This is a genomic window from Flavitalea flava (genome assembly GCF_054461575.1).
On the sequence record NZ_JBTLQH010000029.1, the window covers coordinates 11898 to 34887 of the forward strand.

At 45.3% G+C, this 22990-nt stretch carries 19 protein-coding genes; 6 read left to right on the forward strand and 13 right to left on the reverse strand.

Annotated features, from left to right (window positions below; all coding sequences use genetic code 11):
* Window positions 1-12: 12 nt before the first annotated feature.
* The 3 genes from ACX0G9_RS21830 to ACX0G9_RS21840 all read right to left on the reverse strand — a co-directional run bounded on the left by ACX0G9_RS21830 (window position 13) and on the right by ACX0G9_RS21840 (window position 4102).
* Window positions 13-2922 carry a M16 family metallopeptidase gene (locus ACX0G9_RS21830; RefSeq protein WP_459067083.1) on the reverse strand — a complete coding sequence of 970 codons (2910 nt, stop codon included), beginning with the start codon at window positions 2920-2922 and terminating at the stop codon, window positions 13-15.
* 273 nt (window positions 2923-3195) lie between these two features.
* Window positions 3196-3648 (reverse strand): hypothetical protein, encoded by a 453-nt coding sequence (locus ACX0G9_RS21835; protein WP_459067084.1) that lies wholly within the window; start codon window positions 3646-3648, stop codon window positions 3196-3198.
* 76 nt (window positions 3649-3724) lie between these two features.
* The gene (locus tag ACX0G9_RS21840; protein ID WP_459067085.1) at window positions 3725-4102 is read right to left on the reverse strand and encodes a VOC family protein; all 378 of its coding nucleotides are present in this window, start codon (window positions 4100-4102) and stop codon (window positions 3725-3727) included.
* A gap of 184 nt (window positions 4103-4286) precedes the next feature.
* On the opposite strand from ACX0G9_RS21840, the gene ACX0G9_RS21845 reads away from it, so the two are divergent.
* A complete protein-coding gene (locus ACX0G9_RS21845) occupies window positions 4287-4991 on the forward strand; it encodes a type 1 glutamine amidotransferase domain-containing protein (protein WP_459067086.1) in 705 nt (234 codons plus the stop codon).
* An 89-nt stretch (window positions 4992-5080) separates the two neighbouring features.
* Window positions 5081-5644: a Crp/Fnr family transcriptional regulator gene (locus ACX0G9_RS21850; RefSeq protein WP_459067087.1), complete on the forward strand. Its 564-nt coding sequence runs from the start codon at window positions 5081-5083 to the stop codon at window positions 5642-5644.
* Window positions 5645-5968: 324 nt separating this feature from the next.
* On the opposite strand, the gene ACX0G9_RS21855 is transcribed toward ACX0G9_RS21850, so the two are convergent.
* Window positions 5969-6967, reverse strand: coding sequence for a hypothetical protein (locus tag ACX0G9_RS21855; protein WP_459067088.1), 999 nt, complete (start codon window positions 6965-6967; stop codon window positions 5969-5971).
* Window positions 6968-7285: 318 nt separating this feature from the next.
* Here ACX0G9_RS21855 and ACX0G9_RS21860 point away from each other — a divergent pair, with 318 nt between their 5' ends.
* Window positions 7286-9658, forward strand: a complete 2373-nt coding sequence (locus ACX0G9_RS21860; RefSeq protein WP_459067089.1) for an ABC transporter permease — start codon at window positions 7286-7288, stop codon at window positions 9656-9658.
* Window positions 9659-9723: 65 nt separating this feature from the next.
* Here the strand turns inward: ACX0G9_RS21860 and ACX0G9_RS21865 are convergent, their stop codons facing one another.
* Together ACX0G9_RS21865 and ACX0G9_RS21870 are read right to left on the reverse strand one after the other, a co-directional pair.
* Window positions 9724-10065 carry a hypothetical protein gene (locus tag ACX0G9_RS21865; protein WP_459067090.1) on the reverse strand — a complete coding sequence of 114 codons (342 nt, stop codon included), beginning with the start codon at window positions 10063-10065 and terminating at the stop codon, window positions 9724-9726.
* Between the two features lie 66 nt (window positions 10066-10131).
* Complete coding sequence (locus ACX0G9_RS21870; RefSeq protein ID WP_459067091.1) at window positions 10132-10743, reverse strand: RNA polymerase sigma-70 factor; 612 nt, start codon at window positions 10741-10743, stop codon at window positions 10132-10134.
* 415 nt (window positions 10744-11158) lie between these two features.
* Between ACX0G9_RS21870 and ACX0G9_RS21875 the strand changes: the two genes are divergently transcribed.
* Both ACX0G9_RS21875 and ACX0G9_RS21880 read left to right on the forward strand, forming a co-directional pair.
* Window positions 11159-13417: a S9 family peptidase gene (locus ACX0G9_RS21875; protein WP_459067092.1), complete on the forward strand. Its 2259-nt coding sequence runs from the start codon at window positions 11159-11161 to the stop codon at window positions 13415-13417.
* 101 nt (window positions 13418-13518) lie between these two features.
* Window positions 13519-14226, forward strand: coding sequence for a DJ-1/PfpI family protein (locus ACX0G9_RS21880; protein WP_459067093.1), 708 nt, complete (start codon window positions 13519-13521; stop codon window positions 14224-14226).
* Between the two features lie 15 nt (window positions 14227-14241).
* Here the strand turns inward: ACX0G9_RS21880 and ACX0G9_RS21885 are convergent, their stop codons facing one another.
* Window positions 14242-14676: a hypothetical protein gene (locus ACX0G9_RS21885; protein ID WP_459067094.1), complete on the reverse strand. Its 435-nt coding sequence runs from the start codon at window positions 14674-14676 to the stop codon at window positions 14242-14244.
* A 175-nt stretch (window positions 14677-14851) separates the two neighbouring features.
* The gene (locus tag ACX0G9_RS21890) at window positions 14852-15157 is read right to left on the reverse strand and encodes a hypothetical protein (RefSeq protein WP_459067095.1); all 306 of its coding nucleotides are present in this window, start codon (window positions 15155-15157) and stop codon (window positions 14852-14854) included.
* A 300-nt stretch (window positions 15158-15457) separates the two neighbouring features.
* Between ACX0G9_RS21890 and ACX0G9_RS21895 the strand changes: the two genes are divergently transcribed.
* A complete protein-coding gene (locus tag ACX0G9_RS21895; protein WP_459067096.1) occupies window positions 15458-16444 on the forward strand; it encodes a hypothetical protein in 987 nt (328 codons plus the stop codon).
* 94 nt (window positions 16445-16538) lie between these two features.
* Here the strand turns inward: ACX0G9_RS21895 and ACX0G9_RS21900 are convergent, their stop codons facing one another.
* The 5 genes from ACX0G9_RS21900 to ACX0G9_RS21920 all read right to left on the reverse strand — a co-directional run bounded on the left by ACX0G9_RS21900 (window position 16539) and on the right by ACX0G9_RS21920 (window position 22929).
* The gene (locus tag ACX0G9_RS21900; protein ID WP_459067097.1) at window positions 16539-17459 is read right to left on the reverse strand and encodes a hypothetical protein; all 921 of its coding nucleotides are present in this window, start codon (window positions 17457-17459) and stop codon (window positions 16539-16541) included.
* Window positions 17460-17679: 220 nt separating this feature from the next.
* Entirely contained in the window at window positions 17680-18333 is a 654-nt protein-coding gene (locus ACX0G9_RS21905; RefSeq protein ID WP_459067098.1) for a response regulator, read from the reverse strand.
* 57 nt (window positions 18334-18390) lie between these two features.
* Window positions 18391-21471 carry a ligand-binding sensor domain-containing protein gene (locus ACX0G9_RS21910; protein ID WP_459067099.1) on the reverse strand — a complete coding sequence of 1027 codons (3081 nt, stop codon included), beginning with the start codon at window positions 21469-21471 and terminating at the stop codon, window positions 18391-18393.
* 88 nt (window positions 21472-21559) lie between these two features.
* Window positions 21560-22453, reverse strand: coding sequence for a sigma-70 family RNA polymerase sigma factor (locus ACX0G9_RS21915; RefSeq protein ID WP_459067100.1), 894 nt, complete (start codon window positions 22451-22453; stop codon window positions 21560-21562).
* Window positions 22454-22473: 20 nt separating this feature from the next.
* A complete protein-coding gene (locus ACX0G9_RS21920; protein ID WP_459067101.1) occupies window positions 22474-22929 on the reverse strand; it encodes a carboxymuconolactone decarboxylase family protein in 456 nt (151 codons plus the stop codon).
* Window positions 22930-22990: the final 61 nt, after the last annotated feature.

The following is a 22990-nucleotide window of genomic DNA, read 5'->3' on the forward strand; positions in this document are numbered from 1 at the left end:
TATTTAATATCTTCACTTTCCATTTTCCGGGAGCAGAACAAGCCGGATAAAATTATCACCACTCAGGTATTTTGCAGCCAGTTCTTTTATTGCAGCAGGCGTAACCTGATCCAACTGTTTAAAATAATCATTCACCTGGTCCAGCGGCTCTTCATTTTGTAACTGTTCGTTCAGATAAGAAACCCAGAAGCCGTTTGTTTTCAGGGATGTTTCCGTGCTGGTTTTTTCTTCTGCCCGCCATTTGTCGATATTTCCCTGAGGAGGACCGGTAGTTTTTAGTTTGTTGATCTCATCCGTTACGGAGGCGATCAATTTATCTACATTCTTTGGAGCGCAGCCAAACTCGACGATCAGACTGTACCTTGAATCCGGGTATTTTCCCATATTGATATAAGCTCCCGGGCTATAGACCCCACTCTCCTCTTCCCGCAATCTTTCCAGCAACCTGATCTCCAGAACTTCTTTTAAGGCATCCATCCCGACCCGGTTGGCCGGTGTGTACCCGATATTTCCTGAATAAATAAGCAGCACCGTACTTTTGGGTTCACTTCCCTTGTATACATTTTTTTCAATCTTCCCGGCAGGGATATGAATACCAAGATCGATGGCCTTCAAATGGTTGCCAATTGCCGGTAAGGATCCCAGGTATTTTTCCAGCAACGGTTTAAGTGTATTGGTATCGATACTGCCAACGAAAGTGAAGATAAAATCTCCGGCATTGGCAAAAGATTCCTTGTAGATACGATAGGCATTATCCAGGTCTATCTGATCCAGCTTCTCCACGGTGGGGCCGGTTCTGCGGATATGATAACTCCCCAAAACAGCGCCTACGGTATCGTTAAAAACGCTGGATGGATCATTAGCCCTGTTGGCCAACCCTGCTTTTGAACGCGCGATGATCCCTTTAAAAACTTCCTCATCTTTACGCGGTTCGGCAAAATAAGCATAAAGAAGCTTCATTGCCGTTTCCAGATCCTTTGGCGCTGCGGCCCCGTTAATGCCCTGATACCTTTCCGATATAAAGGGCTGTACGCTCACTTGTTTGCCCTGCAGAAATTTCTCCAGTTCGTTGGTGGAATAATTCCCCGCACCACCGGCCGCAATAATCCCGGCAGCATTGGCAGCGGACTGATATTCGGCATCCTTGTACAAGGAGGTTCCCCCTGGTGCAAAACCACTGAACACGATCTCGTCGTTTTTAAAATTCGTGGGCTTGATTAAAACCACCAAACCATTACTTAACGTAAGCCTGGTTAATTTTAATTCTTTGTTGCCTTGTTCGCCGGTTATTTTACCGGGAACGGGATCGGTGCCTAATAACGGTTTGCTGCTAACCTCATCTTTATACGGACTAAGCGTTTCGTTTTCCACCTCTTGTAACCAGCCATTCACCGTCTTTTCATCCGGCAAAACGGCCTTGTCCTTTTCCGGAGCCAATATCAAAATGTCCCGGTTGACCGGCTTAATGTATTCCTTTGTCAATTGATTGATTTCGGCTAAGGTTATTGCCGCGAGATCGTCTTTAGTCAACCGGTATTCAACGGCTATCCCCGGTGCCGCAACTCCCTTCAAAAAATATTCCTGGTATTCATTTACATAATTTCCGGAGTTCGTTTTATCCTTTTCCTTTAGGGATACTTCCACTCCGCTAAGCAATGCGGCCTTAGCCCTATCCAGTTCGGTCTGCGTAAACCCGAACTGCCGGACCCTTTCCGATTCCCGCCAAACGGCTTTAAAGCCTTTCTCCAATTCACCGGGTTTTGCCTGTACACTGGCGTCAAAATTATCCAGACCGCCAATAAAACCGGAGATCCCTGCACTACCTCCGATAAAGGGAGGGTCAGCCTTACGGGCCAGTTCCGAATAACGGTCTCCAAGGATCTGATTAAACAAATTCTGTATAACCCCTTTACGGTAATCGGCTGTTGTTTGTAGTTTTGGGGCAATATGTTTGATCATCACCTCGGCTACGGTGGCGGTCATTTCTTTATCGGTTACCGCCACAAACTGGTTTTTACCGGTCAGCGGAACGGCGTATTTTTTCCGGGCTTTTTCCCCGACAGGGTTTTTCAAAGAAGAAAATTGTTGTTTGACCGTTTGTTCCATCTGGTCCACATTGATGTCGCCAACGATGATCAGGGCCTGCAAATCGGGTCTGTACCAGTCTTTGTAAAAACGCCGGATCGCTTCGGGTTTAAAATTTTCCAGCACCGTGTCCAGACCAATGGGAATACGTTCGGCATAACGGGAATTGCCCAGGATGATGGGCCAGTAAATTTTTTGCATCCGTTCATTTGCGCCCTTCCCCAACCGTTTTTCTTCCAGGATAACTCCCCTTTCTTTATCGATCTCTTCCGGGTCCAGCGTGGCCTCCTGCGCCCAATCCCGCATGATCGCCATCCCGCCTTTCAACAACTCCGGCTTGTCGGATGGAATGGGCAGCTGATAGACCGTTTCATCAAAACTGGTATAGGCATTCAGATCCGCGCCAAAACGGATGCCTGATTTCTGTAAATAATTGACCAGCTCATTTTTTGGAAAATGTTTGGTCCCGTTAAAACTCATGTGCTCTACAAAATGCGCCAGACCCCGCTGGTCTTCTTCCTCCAGGATAGAGCCTGCCTTATTCACCAGATAAAGGAACACCCTGTTTTTGGGTTCCGTATTACGACGGATAAAATAAGTAAAACCATTGGCCAGTTTGCCGGTGCGTACGGCAGGATCGAGGACCAACGGTTTAGACGTTTCCGGTTTAAGGGTTTCCGATTTAAGGAGTTCTGGTTTGACAGACACAGTTTTGCCTGGAACCGGCTTCCCGGTCGTCGGCGGCGTAACCGTTTTTTGTGCAAAAACCGGTACAACAACCCAACAAAGAAGGACGGCCGTTAAGAACAATAAGGATTTAGTAAGGTGTATTTTCATGAAAAGCCATTATTAAAGTAAGAGAAATTTCAATATTTAAAGGTATTGTTATGTTTAGAAATTTGTTGGGCCTTGTGCATATTGCCCCTGTTAAAGAAGGCACAAAATGGACCAACCACCCCGCAGAGGTGGTTGGATGGGGTTATTTGACGGATGACTCTTTTCCTTTTCATCCAACATAACGTACAAAAATGCCATAAATCAAAATTTGTCAATTATAACGTACAAAAATATAAAATTCCAAATCTTCATCCACCAGGTCCATGATATAAATCAGAGCGCACTTTTTATCTTCTTTACTGTTTCCAGAGTGACGCCTGCTAAAAAAGAAATTTCCTCTGATGTGTGGCTCGAATTTTTTAAAAGGCCCTCAACAAAACGGCGAATCACCAGTTCAAAACCATCCTGAAGACCTACTTTATAACTTTGTACATAGTTTCTCGTATATCTTTCTGAATAATCCTCACGATAGGAACTGGCATGGCATTCCTCCAGAATTTCTTTCCGTTTTTCTCCAGCCAGTTGCTCAATAATAGACGTAATACTTATTTCCTTGACCATTTCCAGAGAGACACCTACCAAGGAAGCGATCTTTTCCAGAGGGAGGTCGGTGACCTTCAAAAAATTCTGGACAATGCGGCGTCCTTGCGCTTCAAAACCTTGCCGATAGCCATCCTCAAAGTTATCATCCTTTCTCAGTTTTTCTAAATATTCGACGATCCCCATAGATTTTTTTACAGGATTTTCAATCAATTTCTTCCCCGAATATATGAATTGTCATTAAAGTAGTTTATAGTTACATCTAATCCCTGAAAACCGTTTCCAGCAAAATGCCTGTAGGTGTACGTATGAAGATCCGTCGCTCGCCAATATCTTTGAGCTCCATCGGCGTATAGGGAATATGGAGACTTTCCAGTTTGCTCTTGAATCCATCATAGTCTTCCATAAAAAAGGCCGTATGATCGATCGCCTCAACCGTATACCCTTTTTGAACTTCTGGTTTATCATGACTTTCGATCAAATGGATCAGGGGAGCATTCTTATGATATAACCAATGCCCGCGCATATTGGCGGCAATAAGTTCAGGACGCGGTCCTTCCACCAGGTCGAATATGCTTAACAGAAAATCCCTGTTTTCTTCCAGCCGCGCCGTCCTTAAGGTTGTGTGATCTATATGCATATAGGTTGTTTTTATGGGTCAATTTTATGGGTAATGCTTGCCTGAAAACTTTCTTTTCAGGGCGAATAAGTCTTAAAATTAATTAATAAGGTGTGATCTACCTCACAATATATCTGTGACCTGGCTCCTTGCCCACCGTAAGAATTTGGGTCAGCTTTGTATAAAGAATTTTAATTAAAATACCATGAAACAGAAAAAAGTATTATTCGTCGTCACTTCGGCCGATCATGCAGGAAGTATGGATAAAAAGACAGGCACCTGGATCGAAGAATTTGCCACTCCCTATTACCGACTAGCCGATGAAGGAGTCGAAATAACCATCGCTTCTCCCAAAGGAGGCCTTGCGCCTATCGATCCTAAAAGCACCCTACCCGCTTATAGTACCCCTTCCGTCAAACGATTTTTTGAAGACCAGGCAACGAAAAATAAAATGGGACATACCGTAAAACTGGAATTGGTCTCAGCGGCAGATTACGATGCGGTCTTTTATCCGGGTGGCCATGGCCCCATGTGGGATCTTCCTACCGATCCGGTTTCCATCAGCCTGATCCAAACGTTCTACCAGCAGGGCAAACCAACTGCCTTTGTCTGTCATGGGCCTGCCGCGCTGGAAAATGTCACAGGAGCCAATGGCGATCCCCTGGTGAAAGGCAAAAAAGTAACGGGGTATACCAATACGGAAGAAACGACCGGGCAGACCACGGATATGGTGCCCTTCTTTTTGGAGGACATGTTGAAATCGAAAGGCGGAGTATATGAAAGAGGAAAGGATTGGGAAGGTTTTGCAGTAGCCGACGGGCAATTAATCACCGGTCAGAACCCGGCCTCAGCGGCTCTGGTGGCGGAAAAAGTGATAACGGCGTTGAAAATTTCCGGTGCAGGGCAATAGCCCGGCTAAAAAAAGATGGTAATACTCCTGATCTTCGGACAATGTCGTACTTTGGTAAATCATTCCTTTTGAAGATCAGGAGTTTAACTATGGGTATTCTATTTCGGCAGCACATTGAGCAAATCGTTCCGGTAACGGATGCAGAGTTTGACTATATCCTGACGCATTTTTCATCCAGGGAAATGAAGCGGTATCAATTCGTCGTCCAGGAAGGAAATGCCGTGGAATACGAATATTTTGTAGTCAGCGGTCTGATGAAGGCCTATTTTATCAATGAATCCGGCAAGGAACATATCATTCAATTTGCCATGGAGAACTGGTGGATCTCCGATTACCAGGCTTTATACAGTGCCGAAAAGGCAACCCTGAACATTGATTGTATCGAACAGACCAGCCTGCTTTGTATAACATTGGCTAACAAAAACAAACTCTGTTCGGAACTACACAAAATGGAGCATTTTTTCCGGGTCAAGACAAGTGTCGGCTACCTGGGGTTGCAAAAAAGGATCCTCTCCTTTTTAAACGATGACGCCAAATCACGGTATAACCATCTTCTTCAACAATATCCTGCACTTTTTCAGCGGGTTCCCAAGACACTGATCGCTTCCTACCTGGGCGTTTCGAGAGAAACCCTGAGCAGGTTGTCGGCATAGGGCTGGCTTTGTTAATTCCTTAAAACAAAAAACCATACCTGTTAAGATATGGTCCTCTTTAAAAATATAGTTTCGAAGCGAAAAATGATTGAACTAAGTTGCCAGTTTCATAATTTATATCTATCCTCACTAAATCTATTAAGAAAAATGAAAACTAGCTTCCGGTGACAAATGTTATAGCCATATTCTTTAGTTTTATAGTTGCAAAATACTTAATAAAAACGATTTGTCAAGGCTTTTTGGTATAAAAAAGTCATAAAAAAAAGATCTTTTGATATACCCTCAAAAAAATAAATTACACATTTTAAATTGATTATCAATTATTTAAGAATCAGTTTTGGTTAAAATCTCTTCTAAAGTATTATTAACGACTTCAAGGACTGCTTCTTTTTTAGCAAATGAACTTTGTTCTTGTAATAAGGTACATGGATCTTCCTTTTCCAACAGATAGACCAGAGCTTGCCCTTTCAAAAGCCCCTTTACAGGCTTATAAATAATATTTCTGTCGTCTTCTTTTAATATTTCAAGATTACTGGAAAAGGTTGGAATAGAATGAAATTTACAATCCGCTGGCTTTCTAATACGTATTTCTAATCCTATAATAGAATAGTTCGTAAAATGGCAATCTGTAACATGGTAGCTTCCATAACTTATTTTTATATGATGAATAACTTTTAACGTCTGACCAGGTTCAAAATCCAATTTGAAGATTCTTTCAGATCCTTTATCTTCAGGAGAAACCGAAATTTTGGCACCATCCATTTTTTGGACGTCAAAATAGCCAAAAGAGGCAGTATTCTCTTTTGTTTGATGAATAGATATGCTAACGGGCACCGACACCTTTATATTGGAAATATTACAAAACTCGTATATTATCAATTGTGTTAAATCATATCCATCATTTGTATTATTGTTACTTATTTCATATTCCCAAACTACATTTTTTCTAATAAAGCTTTTATACAAAATATCATTCGTTACTATTTCGAAAAGAGGTTCCGGGATAATTTTTTTCAACACCCCTTCAAAAACATCTTTATTTATCTTATTTCTTTCATAATTGGACAAGGTATACTCTATCAGGAAAAAAATTAAGATAGCAATTCCAAGAGTATAAAAAAATTCACCTAATACCCTTGGATATTTATAAGCTGGAGAATATTCCATTGTTGTAAATTCTTTTTTATTCCCATAGACGTCAATGACTGTGTCTGTTTTGGGCACAACAATAACCTTATCGTAAATAATATTTACAACAAGGGATCCTATTATAGATAATATAGCCAAGGAGATAAAAATTATTCTGGTTCGTTTTACATTCATAAAATGATAATTATACTTGTTTCCGATCTTGTAAAACCCTTTTAAGGAGAGCCCAAACAGCTCTTAATTTGTTTTTTACACATATAAAAACACTTGAATTCGAAATCAGAACTAGTCATTTTAGAAAAGTTTCTTAAAATATATAAAAAAAGATAAGAATGGCGAGTCAAGCCTCTCCAAAAGTGGACGCTCCGGGTATCGAATCCGAACACATTAATATTTATAATACTATATAGATAACCAATTATCAATCTTTTGCATTATGGCATTTTTTTGGTGCTTTTTCTACTTATTGTTTAGCAACCAGAAAAGACAAACATGCTTAAGAACTATCTCAAGATCGCCGTTAGAAATATTCTTCGCCATAAAGCCTATTCCTTTATCAATATAACGGGGCTGGCCATAGGTATGGCTTCCAGTATCCTGATCCTTCTTTGGGTGCAAAACGAGTTGAGTTATGACCGCTTTCATGTACATGCAGATCAGACCTACCGGATTACGGCACAGGCAAGTGATTTTAAGGCGGCGGTGAATCCGGCAGCGATGGTGGCTGGTTTGCAGGCTGAAATGCCTCAGATAAAAAATACGGTCCGGCTCAGTCATATCTCCACGAATTTTTTTGAAACCGGCAACCGCAGGTTTGAAGAAAAAAGAGTCTTTTATGCCGATTCCACCTTTTTGGAGATATTTTCTTTCCCCCTGGAAAAGGGCAATCCCAAAACCGCATTACAACGACCGGATGGCATCCTGATCACCAGGGACATGGCCATAAAGTATTTTGGGACGGGTGAAGCCATGGGGCGGACCTTAAAAAAGGACAATGACCAACTGCTGACTGTAACGGGAATTCTATCCAATATACCTTCCAACTCCCATCTGCAGTTCGATTTTATTATACCCATGTCTTCGATTGCCGGAAAAGATGACGATCTGAAAAGAAATGCATGGACCAATTTTAATTTTTACGGCTATGTTCAACTGGACAAAAATTTTGTCCCTACGCCGGCTGCCCTGGCCGCTTTCGAGCAGCAAATGAACAGGATCTATACGGCAAATACTACCAAAGATCCATTAAAGGTGACCTTTCGCTTACAACCCCTGACCAGCATTCATCTTCATTCCAATCTGCAGATCGACCTGCCGGGCCATGGCAATAGGCAATATGTCAATATCTTTTTTATCGTTGCTATTTTTATTCTTATCGTCGCCTGCATCAATTTTATGAACCTCGCTACCGCCAGGAGCGCCCGGCGGGCCAAAGAGGTAGGCTTACGTAAAGTGGTCGGGGCGTTGCGCGGGCAGCTGATCAAACAATTTCTGGGCGAGTCCCTGCTGATTTCCTTTTTTGCCCTGCTTTTCTCCATAGCCCTGGTAGAATTAGCACTTCCGGCATTTAACCATCTGGCCCAAAAGGATTTGACCCTTCATCTTGCCGATGGAAAAATATGGCTCAGTCTGCTGGGCATCGCCCTGGCAACAGGCTTGCTGGCCGGCAGTTACCCGGCCCTGTACCTGTCCGGTTTTCAACCGGTAAAAGTTTTAAAAGGAAGTCTGAAATCCCTTGGGGGCAATCTACTGTTCCGCAACGGCCTGGTCATTACCCAATTCGTCGTATCCATCGTTCTGCTGATCGGTACGGTAGTCGTCTATAACCAGCTGCAATTCATCAAGAACAGGAATCCCGGTTTTGTAAAAGGAGGTCTCCTGTATATGCCCATGACCGGGGATATGTGGAAAAGACAGGATGCCCTCAAAACCAGTCTGGCGCACGATCCGCTTACGGCAAATTTTACGATTGTCAATGAACTGCCCATCAATCTGATGTCCGGCACGATCAATGTACAATGGGAAGGAAAGGATCCCAAATCCCAGGTTGTCATCCCCTCCATGAACGTCAGTGAAAATTTTATCGATGTATTTCAAATAAAACTCCTGAGAGGCAGGTGCTTCACCACCGCCTTCAAGGCAGACTCCAACAATTACGTTCTCAACGAAAAAGCCGTCCGGTTAATGGGAATGACGCTCGACAATGCGGTGGGTAAACCCCTTAGTTTTGGAGACAGGAAAGGAACGATCATCGGGGTCGTACAGGATTTTAACTTCAAACCTATCCAGCAGCCCATCGAACCACTGGTCATCGGACTGGACTGGTGGGGAGGAACCGTCGTGGTAAGGACTAAACCCGGGAACACCGAAGCCACCATCAAAGCGATGGAGAACATAAGCCGCCAGCTAAGCCCGGCATTCCCCTTCAGTTATAATTTTTTGGATCAGGATCTGGCCAATCTGTACAAAGGCGAGCAGCAAATGGGCAGCATTTTCAATTTATTTGCCGTATTGGCTATCCTCATCTCCTGTATGGGTCTTTATGGTCTTTCCGCCTTCCTGGCCCAGCAAAGGACCAAAGAGATCGGTGTGCGTAAGGTACTCGGCGCCTCCCTGTTCCATATCGTATATCTGTTATCGACAGGTTTTACCCGGCTCGTCCTGGTCTCCGTTATCATTGCCGTTCCGCTGTCCTATTTTATGATCCATCGCTGGCTGGATGGCTTTGCCTATCATATAGAGGTCAACTGGCTCGTATTCGGGATGGCTTCGCTGGCAGCCCTGGGCATTGCCTGGCTCACCGTCAGTTATGAATCCATAAAGGCGGCGGTGGCCAACCCGGCAAAAAGTCTGAGATCGGAATAAAGCAGGATTTTCTAGAAGCGGGAAATCCTTTAGACAGAAGATATCCTTCAGGCAGAGCATATTCTTCAGGGCAATTTGGTAAAACTAATCACCTCGACGGATCTTAAGGGAGTGCCGCAGGCCAGGGGCGCCATGCCAAATTCGTAACAAGATTTTTTCCCTAAATAAACAAACTTTAGCGAAGTGTGAACATTGATGTATTGGTTCCATTCAGGGTTGCTGAAATCCGGGGAAAGGATAAATTCCCCACTGGTATCTATTTTATAATAAAACCCAACTCCATCTGCAGCAGGGTCCTGGAAATACAGGGTGCCATGGGCCTGGGATGCATTTTTATCCTCCACGTTCTTTTTACAAGCTCCCCATAGAAAACAGGAAATGCCCAACAGCATCAGAAAATACTTCATACACAACGTTTTTGGGTTCCCTGTTTTGACAACCCCTTTTGTTGAAACGTTGCATTTCCGGCTGTTTTAGGCAACCTTGGCACTGACCAGGGCCAGGCAATGGGAGGCTCCCAGCAGCAAAAACACGAGTTGTTTATCGGAGAAGGTCAGCCGCAATTGCTGAAGGGCTTTACCCTTATGCTCCTTTACGGTGAAGACGGAAATATCCAGCTGATCGGCTATCTCGCTGTTCTTCAGTCCTTCGAGATAGGCCAGTTTAAATACTTCCCGTCGTTTTTCGGGCATCAATTCGATCTCGGAGTAGATCCGGGTGAGTAATTCGGTCCTGATCAGGTGATTTATGACCACTTCTTCCTCTCTTCCGGATTCCAGGTAGATCATTTCCCTGCGGGAGGCATCCCTGACCTGGAGATGGCGGAGAAAATTGAGGCAGGAATTTCGGGTGCTGATATAAAGGAAGGCTTTGATATTTTGCGCACTGTCAAAATCCCTGTGTTTGTACCAGAGTTTTACAAAACACTCTTTGACGATATCTTCCGATTCCGGCATATCGTCTATCAACTGGTCCGCAAAAAAACAAAGGGGTCTGTAATAAAGATGAAAAAAGGAGGCGAAAGCCTGTGAATCACCTTTTCTAAAACCGGAAATCACATCTGGCCTTAACTCGGGAAGTCCCATGGTGCTTAATCTCTTTTAGGTTTAATGACTAATGACTTTTACAAATTTCATTTAATGGCGGTAAGCCCAAAATGTGAGGAGAAGGTTTAATGCTTATTCATCATAGTCTTCAATACAAAAAATCTAAGCCGGCCTCTTCATACCTTTTTTCAAAGGGGCAATCGTAGTTGGGTACTTGAAAATACCCACTACCCAGAGGAGGCGCAAAAAAATAGTCCTTTGCAGCTATAAAAATCTCCTAAACATAACGCTTGTCCTAATGGGTTACATTTAGACATATTTACAGGATACCTTTTAGAGGAAATAAGTCCGATCGGGTCAAGGCAAGGAGAAAATCCGGAACCTTTTTGGGGCCGTCTTTCAACCGGCTCCAATCATTTTGTACATTTTTGTACATTGAGTGTAAATTCCCGTTATGCGCAGGACCGTTATTCCAACCACTGTATTGTTTTCTTTTGTATGTCAGTCTGTTATCCTGCCTGCTGCTCTTTTTTTGGTAGCCCTGACCGGTAGCCCTGTTGCCATACATGCCCAATCTTCCGGGAAAACATCCCTCAGAGATACCGGCAAAGGAGTAATTAAAGTAACGGATCTTTTAAAAATAAGAACACTTAGTGAACTGACAATCAGCAAGGACGGCCGCAGGATCGCCTTCACCGTCACCCGCATCGAGGCCGATCCGGATTCAAAGATGGATTACAAATATGTCAATCATATTTATGTTGCACCGGTTGATGGTTCGGCTCCCCCAAAGGAACTGACGGTCAAAGAAAGTTCGTCCCAACCCGCCTGGAGTCCGGACGGGAAACAGCTGGCCTTTGTCCGTTCCATAGAGGGCAAGACGCAGATCTTTATTCTCCCGCTGGATGGTGGAGAGCCGGTTCAATTCACCCGTTTCCGCTATGGGGCAGGAGCGCCCAAATGGTCACCTGATGGGAAAAAGATCCTTTTTTCTTCTTCGATCGGTCTGAAGGACCTGCTAAAAGATACCCTTTTGAATCCTGGGCACTCCCTTCCGGTATGGCCCTATGAACAGGCCGGTTTCGACAGGAACGAATCCCTGCGCGCGCCAGGGGCACCGTCTTCCTTAGCTAAACAGGACCCGGACGGCAGCCCCGAAGAGGTACGGGCCTACCTGGACAATAATGTTACGGATAAAAAAGCCAAGGTCCTGACCAGGCTCAATTTCCAGGATGAAATGAATGTAAACATGGATCTGTCCTTTAACCATTTTTTTATACAGGATCTTTCCCCGGATGCATTGCCGGTGGAAGTGACCCATGGTTATTTCCGTTTTACCGGGGCTGATTTTACCCCTGATGGCAAACAACTGATCCTGACGGGGGATATCGATTCCACCCAGCATCCCGACCGGTCCCTGGAAACCGAGATCTTTATTGCCGATGCCGATGGGAAAAATCTTCGCCTGATCCTGGGTGAAAAGAATATCTCTTTCACCAACCCTGCCCTCTCGCCTTCCGGAAAAATACTGGCCTTTCAATATGGTCCGACCGAAAGAATCGGCATTCCCGAACTGGCCATTATGCCCTTAAACGGCAAAGCCGGTGATAAGGTGAAGATTCCCTTCGACAGGAGCAAAGGCGGGTTCACCTGGAGCGCTGATGAGGAATATCTGTATTTCACCGCTCAATCCAATGGCGGAGCGCCTTTGTACAGACTGAATATCCAATCGAAAAAAATAGAGCAGCTCACCGATTTTAACAGCGGCATTGGAAGTTTTGCCCTGGACACCGGCCGTGTACTTTATGTACGGACAGGTGTAGACGACCCTTTTGCCTTATACAGCGCGGGAACGGGCGGGCAAAACCCCAAAAAATTCTATTCCTTTAATGATGAATGGCTGACCACTAAACAACTTTCCCTTCCGGAGAAACATGAATTTAAGAACGGTAAGGGGCAAACGATCGAATACTGGGTAATGCGTCCAACAAATTATGTTCCGGGCAAAAAATTCCCCTTATTGTTAGACATCCATGGAGGGCCGTCTGCCATGTGGGGGCCTGGAGAAAGTTCCATGTGGCATGAATTCCAATATTACTGCGCCAAAGGCTATGGCGTTGTATATGGTAACCCGCGGGGATCCGGAGGTTATGGCAACGATTTCCTCCGTTCCAATATCGAGGACTGGGGAAGCGGCCCCACCAGCGACGTTTTATCCATACTGGATAAAACGGTGGCGGAAGGCTGGGCGGATACCAGCCGTTTGCTGGTTTCCGGTGGCTCCTATGCCGGTTACCTGGTAGCCTGGATTGTAGGGCATGATCATCGTTTCAGGGCGGCCTGCGCCCAGCGGGGTGTATACGACCTGGAAACCTTCTTCGGAGAAGGCAATGCCTGGCGTCTCGTTCCCTTGTACTTCGGCGGTTATCCCTGGGAACCAAAAGTCAGGGCTATTCTGCAAAGGGAATCTCCCATCAGTTATGTACAGCAAATCACCACCCCGCTGCTTATTTTTCATGGGGAGAACGACCGGCGGACAGGTTTTGTCCAAAGTGAAATGTTATACCGCAGTCTGAAGGTCCTCAACCGCCCGGTAGAATATATCCGCCATCCCGGAGCTACGCATGAACTTACCCGGAGCGGCGACAACCGGCAGCGAATCGACCAATTGCTCCGCACTTATAGCTTTTTCGAGAGATGGCTATGGAAATAGTTTGATTCTTCGCGTCCAATGGCTACTTTTGATTTACCTGCACATCTGTTCGCCCCACCCTTATTTCAATTGTATTGTTTAACCAAATAATCTGACTACGAATGCCTGAAAAGGATTTAATCGTTGGAATCCCCTTGTATAAGGATTGTATTCTGATGGATTTTGCCGGAGCTACCCAGGTATTTTCCGCTCCTTTCGGTTTTAAAGCGATCTGGCTGGCAGCGGATCTGAATCCCATTACGACCTATGAAGGATTCACCCTGAACCCTCAGTATACTTTTGATGAGCATCCGCCAATCGATGTATTATTCATTCCGGGTGGAAATGTAGCATCCGTGATCGGGAAAATGCAGGACGAAAAATTCCTGAGTTTTATCCGGTCCACAGCGCATACAGCGTTATGGACCGGTTCGGTCAGTTCGGCCACCTTTATCCTGGCAGCGGCCGATCTAATCAGGGGCTGTAATGTAACCACCTATTGGACACAAATCCCTACCCTGGAATGGCTCAGTAAAAAAATGAAACTGGAGATTCCCTACGGCTTTCCCCGGCACCTGCTGAACGAAGAGAAAAGGATCTTCACGGGCGGCGGCACCACTTCTTCGATAGATCTCGCCCTTCAACTGGTCTTAAAAATCAAAGGTTTCGAGGCCGCGGAGAAAACCCAGCTTTATATCCAGTACGCACCCTGCCCGTCCATTAATTCAGGAGACCCATCGGTCGCCCTGGGCGATATCAGCCAGGATCTGCTGAAAGCCCGCAAACAGGAAAATATATTGTTGACGGCAGCCGTGAAGAAGTTGTTGTGAGTGGAATTAAACGGGTCAGGCTACTTTTTGCCTGGAATACCAATCTTTTACTTCTGTCACAATCTGATGTAAACTATCGTTATTTAGTTCTTCCAAACCATTTTTGGAGGTCTCAACAATCAATCGGCCATTTATTTCGGGCTTTTTGATCCACCGGAAATATCCATGATCATTCTTATTGTCAAATAAAACTAAAAGAGCCGGAAAGGAAATGTTTTGGTATTCCTCACTTAACCCATCCTTCAACTTTTTTCTTTTATTGTTGTAGGACTCGACTTCCACGCCAAAAAATCTCCCGGTTTGTTTATCATTTTCGCCAATATCAATCAAATAATCAAACAATGGATCTTTAAAATTAGCCTCATTAATGATCAGGTCAGAAAGCCTGGAAAAATAAACATAACCCAATTTCCCTGCCCTCCATTTCTCAAATTCTTTTTTATTTTTCATTTTGTTCTATTTGAAAGATGATACAAATCTCGTTTTTCCAAGGTTTTTTTCCCAATAATCAGCAACTTCATTCCAAAGCAACTCACTATTTGGACGATCAACAGGAAATTTGGTATGTATCCCGCTGATATTCATAACATTATCTAAATTGTTCGCTGAGAGTAAGTACCCGGTCTCACCCCCTCGCATCAATTCCAAAAATATAAACCGGCACCGAATATGTACAAAGCTCAGTAACCTCCTTATTACTTATGTTAACTTTTATTCTATCCCCACCCGTATAATATCCAAGCATGGTTGTTTTAATACTTGCAAAAAAATACGCCTTAAAAGGACATAGCTGAAGGTCTACAATGAAATCGACCGTTGGATATTTATCACCTAAAAATGTAGGATAAAATAAAATACCCTTTTCCGGAAAAAACCGTGTAATAATGGCTTCAAATAAACCCTCCCCTCTCTTTCCTATTAGATTATTCATTCTGCCAGATAGTTGATGCTGAAATCAAAATTATTGATCATTTCGTATACATCTCGCAGGTATAGGTCAAAGGTGAATTAATATAATAGCCATATTTACTAATAATTAGAATGACAACTGTCAATGGAAAGTTAATTAAATGACTGGAAAAGAATCTATTCCTTTCCAGCCCTTTGTTTCCACGATGTTAATATCTTTTGACCGGAGTATGCTGGCTTTAGATATCAACAATAGGAGCAGGTTAAATGCAATCAATTGTTGAAAATTATTTGTATTCAAAATATCTGTTATCTTGCCTTCATGAAATTCGTCCGGGTACTTCGTTTACCATCAGGCGGGAATCGTCTGCGGCTTTTACTGGCATTGCTTCCGGTAATCCTTATCTCTACTGCTGCCCGTTCCCAAAAGGCAATAAAAGATTCATCCGCCGAATGTCTCGCCAATTGGAAAACAGGCGAAGAAAAGATCTATTCGATCGTACATACGAAAAGTACCCGTCAATCCGGCCAGGAACCATCCGCTGTACGATTTTCCTATGAGGTCCATGTTAAAGTAGTCGATTCGACAGCGAGCGAGTATACGATCCAATGGGTATATCATCTTACTCCGGAAATGAAAGAGGAACTGATGAAACAACCGGATCCGCTGCCCATTTTCGATGGGATGCAGGTTATCTATACGATCTCGGAAGTCGGAGCCTATAAAGAATTGTTCAATTGGGAGGAAGTGCGGGATAACTATTTACATATGCTGGAATCATCCCTTTCGCAAAATCCTTCAAACCCGCCAAACCAGGACAGCGCCTCCAAAGCGGCAATACTCCAGGCTAAAAAACTTTTCCAGTCAAAAGAAATGGTGGAAGGGGCATTGATCAAAGAAATATTGGTTTATCATCATCCCTATGGATATTCTTTTTCCACCAAAGATCTGCGGGTAGAAACAGAATTGTCCAATCCGTTTGGAGGCAGACCTCTTCCTGCCATCCAAAGTTTCCGGATTACGAAGCTGGATCCGCAGCATGACCGTTTTACCCTGGCTATCCGGCAGAACATCGAAAAAGGCCGTTCCAAACCCATCTTCGATGAAGTCATAAAAAAGCGGAACATCAAAAATGAAGGGGAATTAAAAAAACTCCTGGCGGAAATGGCTTCCTTTGAAATAAATGATTCAACAGAATATATCTTTATCCAGTCAAGCGGATGGATCAGTCATCTTCTTTATTTTCGAAAAGCCACCCAAGGGGGCATTACCCAAACCGATGCCTTTACTATCGATTTAAAGAACTGACCGCAGCTTCCAACGCTCCGCGGCAAACTTAAATGCCTCCTTTCAACCTTTAGCGCGGCCCCGTGAGCCTTTCGTCCTTCGGTTACTTTCTGCCTTAAGGCAAAGGCACTTTCGATTTAAACGCCCCATTGATAATCGGGACGGTCTGTGATGAAATATTATAGGAATTCCCGCTAAAGGTACCTGTCACCGTTTTGGAGGAGGCGTCATAACTGGTAATGACAATGCTCAATACAGGCGAGGCCGGCTGCGGATTAGCCGCAAAGATCACATCCCCGCTGGGAACCAGATCGAATAAAAAATAAGAGGTTCCGTCTGTAGTATAGGTACCCGGAGCAATAGCCGCAGCAGAAAAGGTGACCCCGATCGCGAAGGTGGTATCCGGCATACTTCCTGGAGGCAGGCTCTTCATGCTTCCGACGAGACTCAGGATACCAGGTCCCAATTGGGAAGAAAACTGGGCCGCATTAACATTTCCCTGGTAGACATGTCCATTCACTTCAAACTGCCAGGTATTCAGCGCCACCGTTCCGCCGCCGCCAGGATTTCCGCCACCAGGATTTCCACCCAGTCCTGTACCCGTGCTGTCTTTTACGTTTACGGCAAACTGGCAGGCCGAGGCATCAAAATTTATAGTAAAAAAAGTGGTTGTCGGATTAAGAAAGGTGCCGCTTGCTTTCAGATGAACGGTAGTCAATCCAATGCTGGTAAAAGCACCGGAGTCGGAAAGTGTTACCCCGTTCTGCAAATCGGTGGAGATCCTGTAATTACCAACGGAAGTAACACGCACCTTGATCGTGACAAAATTCGTATCGCCGGCTGTAACCCCATTGTACCAGGTCCCATTAACCGAGGCTGGCAGGCAATTGCCGCTTGTATCCTTTAGTGAACCCTTGGCCAAAGTCCCTGGGGGAAATGGATTTTCAAGGCTCAATTCCTTCTGACAGCTGCTGATACCAATAACCGTAACGATCATTAACAGGAAGGAGAAAACGGAAAGGGGGACCAGGCGCATAAAAAACAATTTTGATGAGTGCTCAACGATACAGATCCACAGAGGACCTGCCGTTTGGATTATTTACGAAGATATTAAATATTACCTGCATTGGAAAACCGGCCGGAATAACCATAGTTCATTATATGTATCAAACTGAGTGCCAACCTACAAAAATCCAATTTTAAAAAAGGTCCGTTATCTTTTTTTTGCCGCCGTTGGGTAATTTCCCCCAACCCTTTTAGCGGATGAACCGGTTCAACCTGGCTTCCCGGATGGCGTCTGCCCGGGAATGAACATTCAGCTTGCCATAAATATTTTTGATATGGGTCTTAACGGTCTCCAGATCGATGAACGGATCTTTGGCGATCTTACTGCGGCTGATCCCGTTGGAAATATATTCCAGGATCTCGGTCTCCCTTTTGGTTAGGGGGCTTCCCTGGTTTTTCCGGAAGGAGCCGATCACCATACGGGCAATATTGGCGCTCATCGGGCCGCCTCCTTTCATCACCTCTTCAATGGCTTCCATGATCTTTTCCGTAGGAGTATTTTTCGTAAGATAACCGGAGGCTCCGTTAGCCAGCGCCTTTAAAATAAGTTCTTCGGACTCATAGACAGTAAGGATCAGTACCTGGGTGTCCGGCAACAAACGCCTGATCCCCGGAAGGGCGTCCACTCCGCTGGTTCCCGGCAACCCTACATCAAGAAGGATAACGTCGGGTAAGTCCGCAACCAGATGAGGCAAAGCCTGATCGGCAGAAGCGTAGGTATGTACCACCGTACAGGCAGGGTTGGCGTTGATCAGAAAAGCATAACCGTCCCGTATCGTTTCATCGTCTTCGATAATCACAACCCTGATCGTAAATCTGTCCGTTATCATAAATCTGTCTGTCATCTTCGTTGATTTATTTCCTTATCGGTTTTCGCCTAAATAATTTTTTCGCCTTAATAACTAGAGCCTATAAGACATCGCTTCAAAAAAGGGGAGCTTCGTCGTTAAAATAAGGCGGGAACCTCTGGCCATGAATTTCCCTGATCCTTTTGTGGCGTCCGGTTCATCCCCGGACATCCGGTGCGAGTTCTCCCTTAGTTGCAAATTCCCATGGATCCTTCCCGCCCGCATATGCATATTGGCGATCCCATGTCCCATTTTTACCGAGTCCGGATCAAAGCCTTTTCCGTCATCCTCCAGCCAAACCGTAAGGACTCCGTCAGGGAACAAATTGATCTCCAGTAAAACATTGCCGGCCTCCGCATGTTTGAGGATATTGTTCATAGCCTCCTTCACGATCATCATAATATTCCGGCTGTATTCACTATTTATATGGACGGGCTGGTTTCCGGGATAATGAGCGGAGAAATGGAACTGCACCCGGGTATCCTGGAACAGCTCGATCCCGAAGCCTTGCAGGTGTTTGCCAATTTCCTGCAAATGATTGCTCATGGGGGTCAGGGACCAAAGGATCTCGCGGGTACCCGTATATAAGGCGCCGATATTATCTTTGATCTGGCGAATGATCTTCCGCGCCTCTTCCCTGTCTTCGAGTTTTTTATATAGCAGTTCCGTCAATACGGATATCCGGGTTATCTTATTTCCTATTTCATCGTGAAAATCTTCCAAGGTCCGTTTGCGGACTTTATCCTGTTCATCCTGGCGGATCAGTTCCAGTTTTATTTTCCGTTCCTCCCGGCGACTATTGCTCCATGCTTGCAGGACAAGAGCAAGCAGGATCAGCCCCAGCAACACCCCGAAAGGGAAAAACCGGCTCGTATAAAAAGGCCCGGTAACGGAAAAGGGGAAACTATCCGTATTCGGCGAATAACCGACACCGGGAATAAAAGCCCTGACCAGGAAAGTATACCGGCCGGGGGCTAATGCCGAATAAACGACGGAAGCATCAGGGGTCAGTGGGGAATATTCTTTTTCCAGACCATCGAGCTTATATTGGTAAAGCAGGTCATGGGCATTCTTAAAACTGATGCCCCTGAACTCAAAGGTTAATGGATGCTGTTCGTAGGGCAACCGGACCCCTTTTTGAAGGTCCTTTGTAAATGCCTTTACATGCTGTATGACCACAGTGGCAGGTATACCGGCAATCCCCACCTGATGCGGATCATACAACAGGGCTCCCATCGTGGTGCCGAACCATAAATTTCCCTTTCCGTCCTGCAGTACGGCATTCTGATCGGTTTCCGATGCGGTGACCGTTCCGGGAATGGCATAATTAAACACATTGAATGGTTGCGTGCCCGAAAGCATGCCCGGGTGGTTACCCGGATTTTTATCCGGGCCGATGTCGATCTTATTGATCCCTTTACCGGTAGCCACCCACAGATTACCCATCCGGTCAGATAACAAAGCATAAATAATATTGGAATTCAAACCTTCCCGGGTTGTAAGATTGGTAACGGTGCCCAGCTTATTGTTCCAAACGACCAGCCCTTTACTCTGGGTTCCGATAAAAATGGAATCACCTTTTTTGAGGAGGCTAAAAATAGAATAGGTGCCAAGCGCACCCTCCAGTACCTTTTCCAGACTAAACGTTGTCTTCAATTTTTCCTCTGTTCGCCTGACCCGGTAAAGGCCCTGTTCTGTTCCAACCAACACCGAATCCCCTCCCAGCGGAAGCGTACAAACCGAGTTGAGGTTTACCGGAATGACGACCCCGGCTGCGGATAAATACCGGCAACCTGCAGAGGTGGACAACCACAGCCCGCCCCGATCGTCCTGGCTGATATGATTGATGGCGGGAGCCAATCCCTTTATTTTCGTGTCCATCCGTTCAAAGCGTCCATCTGCAAAACGCCATAACCCTCCTTTATTATCCGTCCCGATCCAAAGAGTCCCCTTGTCATCGCGCAGGAGGCAAAGGATCTTCTTTGTCTCCGCGTTTGCGCAGGGGATCTTTACCCGGGAAAGATTATGCCCATCATATTTCAGTAGCCCTTGCCCATAGGTCCCTATCAATATACTTTTGTTTCCCTCCTGTCCGGCTTCGGCAAAAGCGGTAACTGCTGCCAGTTTCCCACCCGGTGGTTTATCCAGGATGGTAAAAGGATCGAAAGAATACCGCCAGATCCCAGCTCCGATAGTGGAGAACCAGAAATTGTTTTCCTGGTCCTTATACATATTGGTCACTGCATCATCCGTAAAACCGTTTTCGCAACTAAATCGTTCATAGCCCTGGTCATGCAGACGAAACACCCCTTCAGAAGTTAGTATCCATATCTTCGCAAAGGCATCCGTTTCCATCGCGTAGAACTCCCCCGGAGGAAGAAGATTTTCTTTTCCATCTAAGCCGGGAAATAATTTTTCCCCGGTGGACCGGGCATCCGGAGGCAATTTGCCATCATAATACATCAAACCTTTCCGGTGTACGATCCAGCAGGTGCCCGGAGCCGTTACATCAAAACAGATTTTCCTGCATTCGACCGGATCCGGGGCTCCGGAAAAATCAATCTCCTTCACCCAGGTATCTTTTTCCCGGCAGAAAACACCTTGTTTGTAAACGGCCACCCATAGATTACCCTTTCTGTCCGCACTCAGGGTGCTGATCGGCGAAGCTGCCCCGGACAGAACATCAACCTGCTTTACCGTACTGTCGCGGATACAAAAAAGCCGGAAACCGGCCACGACCCAGATCGACCCCTCTTTATCTTCCGCCAGGGCGGCAATATAATGGGAGGGCTGACCGGGAAAGGAAAAATTACGAAACCCCTTACCGTCGAATCGGGAAAGACCGGCATGGGTCCCGATCCAGATATTGTTCTTTTTATCCCGTAAAAGACAGGTGGTTAGGTCATTGATCAGCCCATCTGCCCTCGTAAAATTGGTAAAATGAGCGCCGTCGAAACGGGAGACGCCTCCATAAGTAGCAATCCATAATTGGTGGGAACTATCCTGGCAAAAATCATATGCCTGCGATTGGGCCAGCCCATTTTCCACCTGGTAGTTAAAAAAACAATATTTCTGTCCATAGCCCGATAGAGACGATAATACAAAAAGCAGGATATGACATACCGGCCATTTCACCAGGTAAATTCGTTTCCATTAAGTTATACCATTAGACCAGAACCCGGTAAGACCAAAAGATGAGCGGTATAATAACTCCTGATGATGGTTATTTTTCCATTTGGGGTCGAAAATCATGTCCCGGATCTACCATATTCTTCAGCTTATCCGGGTCCACCACCGTACTGATCTGCAGGATCCTGCCATCCACCGGTGAAATATCGAAGACCTGACAGGTCACCAGCCGGCTGCCATTATAGAACAGAAAGGCAGGCTGGTAATTGACCTCGGTGAGCCGGACGATAGACTTCCGCTGATAGGTATGATAGGTCAGGAATAAGAGTTCGGCCACCGCACTTGCACCAGTACAGATCTTTTTGACGACTTTGATCTTGCCGCCGCCATCCGCATAGAAAGCAATATCTTCTGTCAGCAGGTGTTCCAGCTTTTCCAGGTTTCGCGCGCGTATGGCGTCGATATAATTGTTCAGCAAAACCGTTGTACGCTCATTTCTCTCCTGAACCTCTTTGCTGGAAACCATTTCCCTTGCTTCGCCGGGCTTAAAAAGACTGGTCTTTGCCCTGCTCAGTAATTTACGGGAGTTCTCCACGGTAATAGAAAGAATATCTGCTATTTCCTCATGATCATAATCGAAACTTTCTTTCAGAATAAAAACAGCGCGTTCTTTGGCATTCAATTTCTCCAGTAATACCAGTAAAGAGTAGGACAAAATATCCTTCAGATGCATATGAGCGTCCGCGGTTTCCGTAGCTACCGGCTCCGGCAGCCACACCTCTACCTGCACCGTTCGTTTGGTGCGGGTCTTTTTGTTGACCGCCTGGTTGATCACACTTTTTACCAGGTAGGCCTTTTCATTTTCGATGCCTTCCCGGGCATCCGCATAAAATTTCGTGAGTACATCCTGTATGGTGTCACGGGCATCTTCTGCGGAACCCAGGATATTATAGGCATAGGGAAAAAGAATAGCGTGATAATCTTTCATGTGTACAAAGATAAAAAAGGCTACTCAAATTGGCCGGGCTGGTAATTTCCTGCCGTTGACCGGAACGTTATATTGAGCCGGTTCCAGGAATTGATCGTGGCTACGGCCAGGGTCAGATCGGCGATCTGTTCTTTGGAGAAATGTTTGGTCAGTCCTTCGAAAATTACATCATCCACATCGCATTTGATGGTCAGGCTGTCTGCCAATGCCAGAGCGGACCTTTCCGGTTCGGTATAATAAGGCGTTTCGCGCCAGGCAGCCAGGCCATGAAGACGTTGTTCGGTTTCACCACGGTGGATAGCATCCTTATGGTGCATATCCAGGCAAAAGGCGCAGCCGTTGATCTGGGATACGCGGTAATTGATCAATTCCAGCAGGTTGATATCCAGACCTGATTTTGTGAGATGGGCGCCTGATTTAAAAAGACCGTCTAAAATACCTTTACGTGCATCCTGAAAAGTGATTCTTGGTTCCATTTTCTTGTTTTTTTATTGATTTCCTAAACAAGACACAACACAAGAAGGGAACGTGACCAAT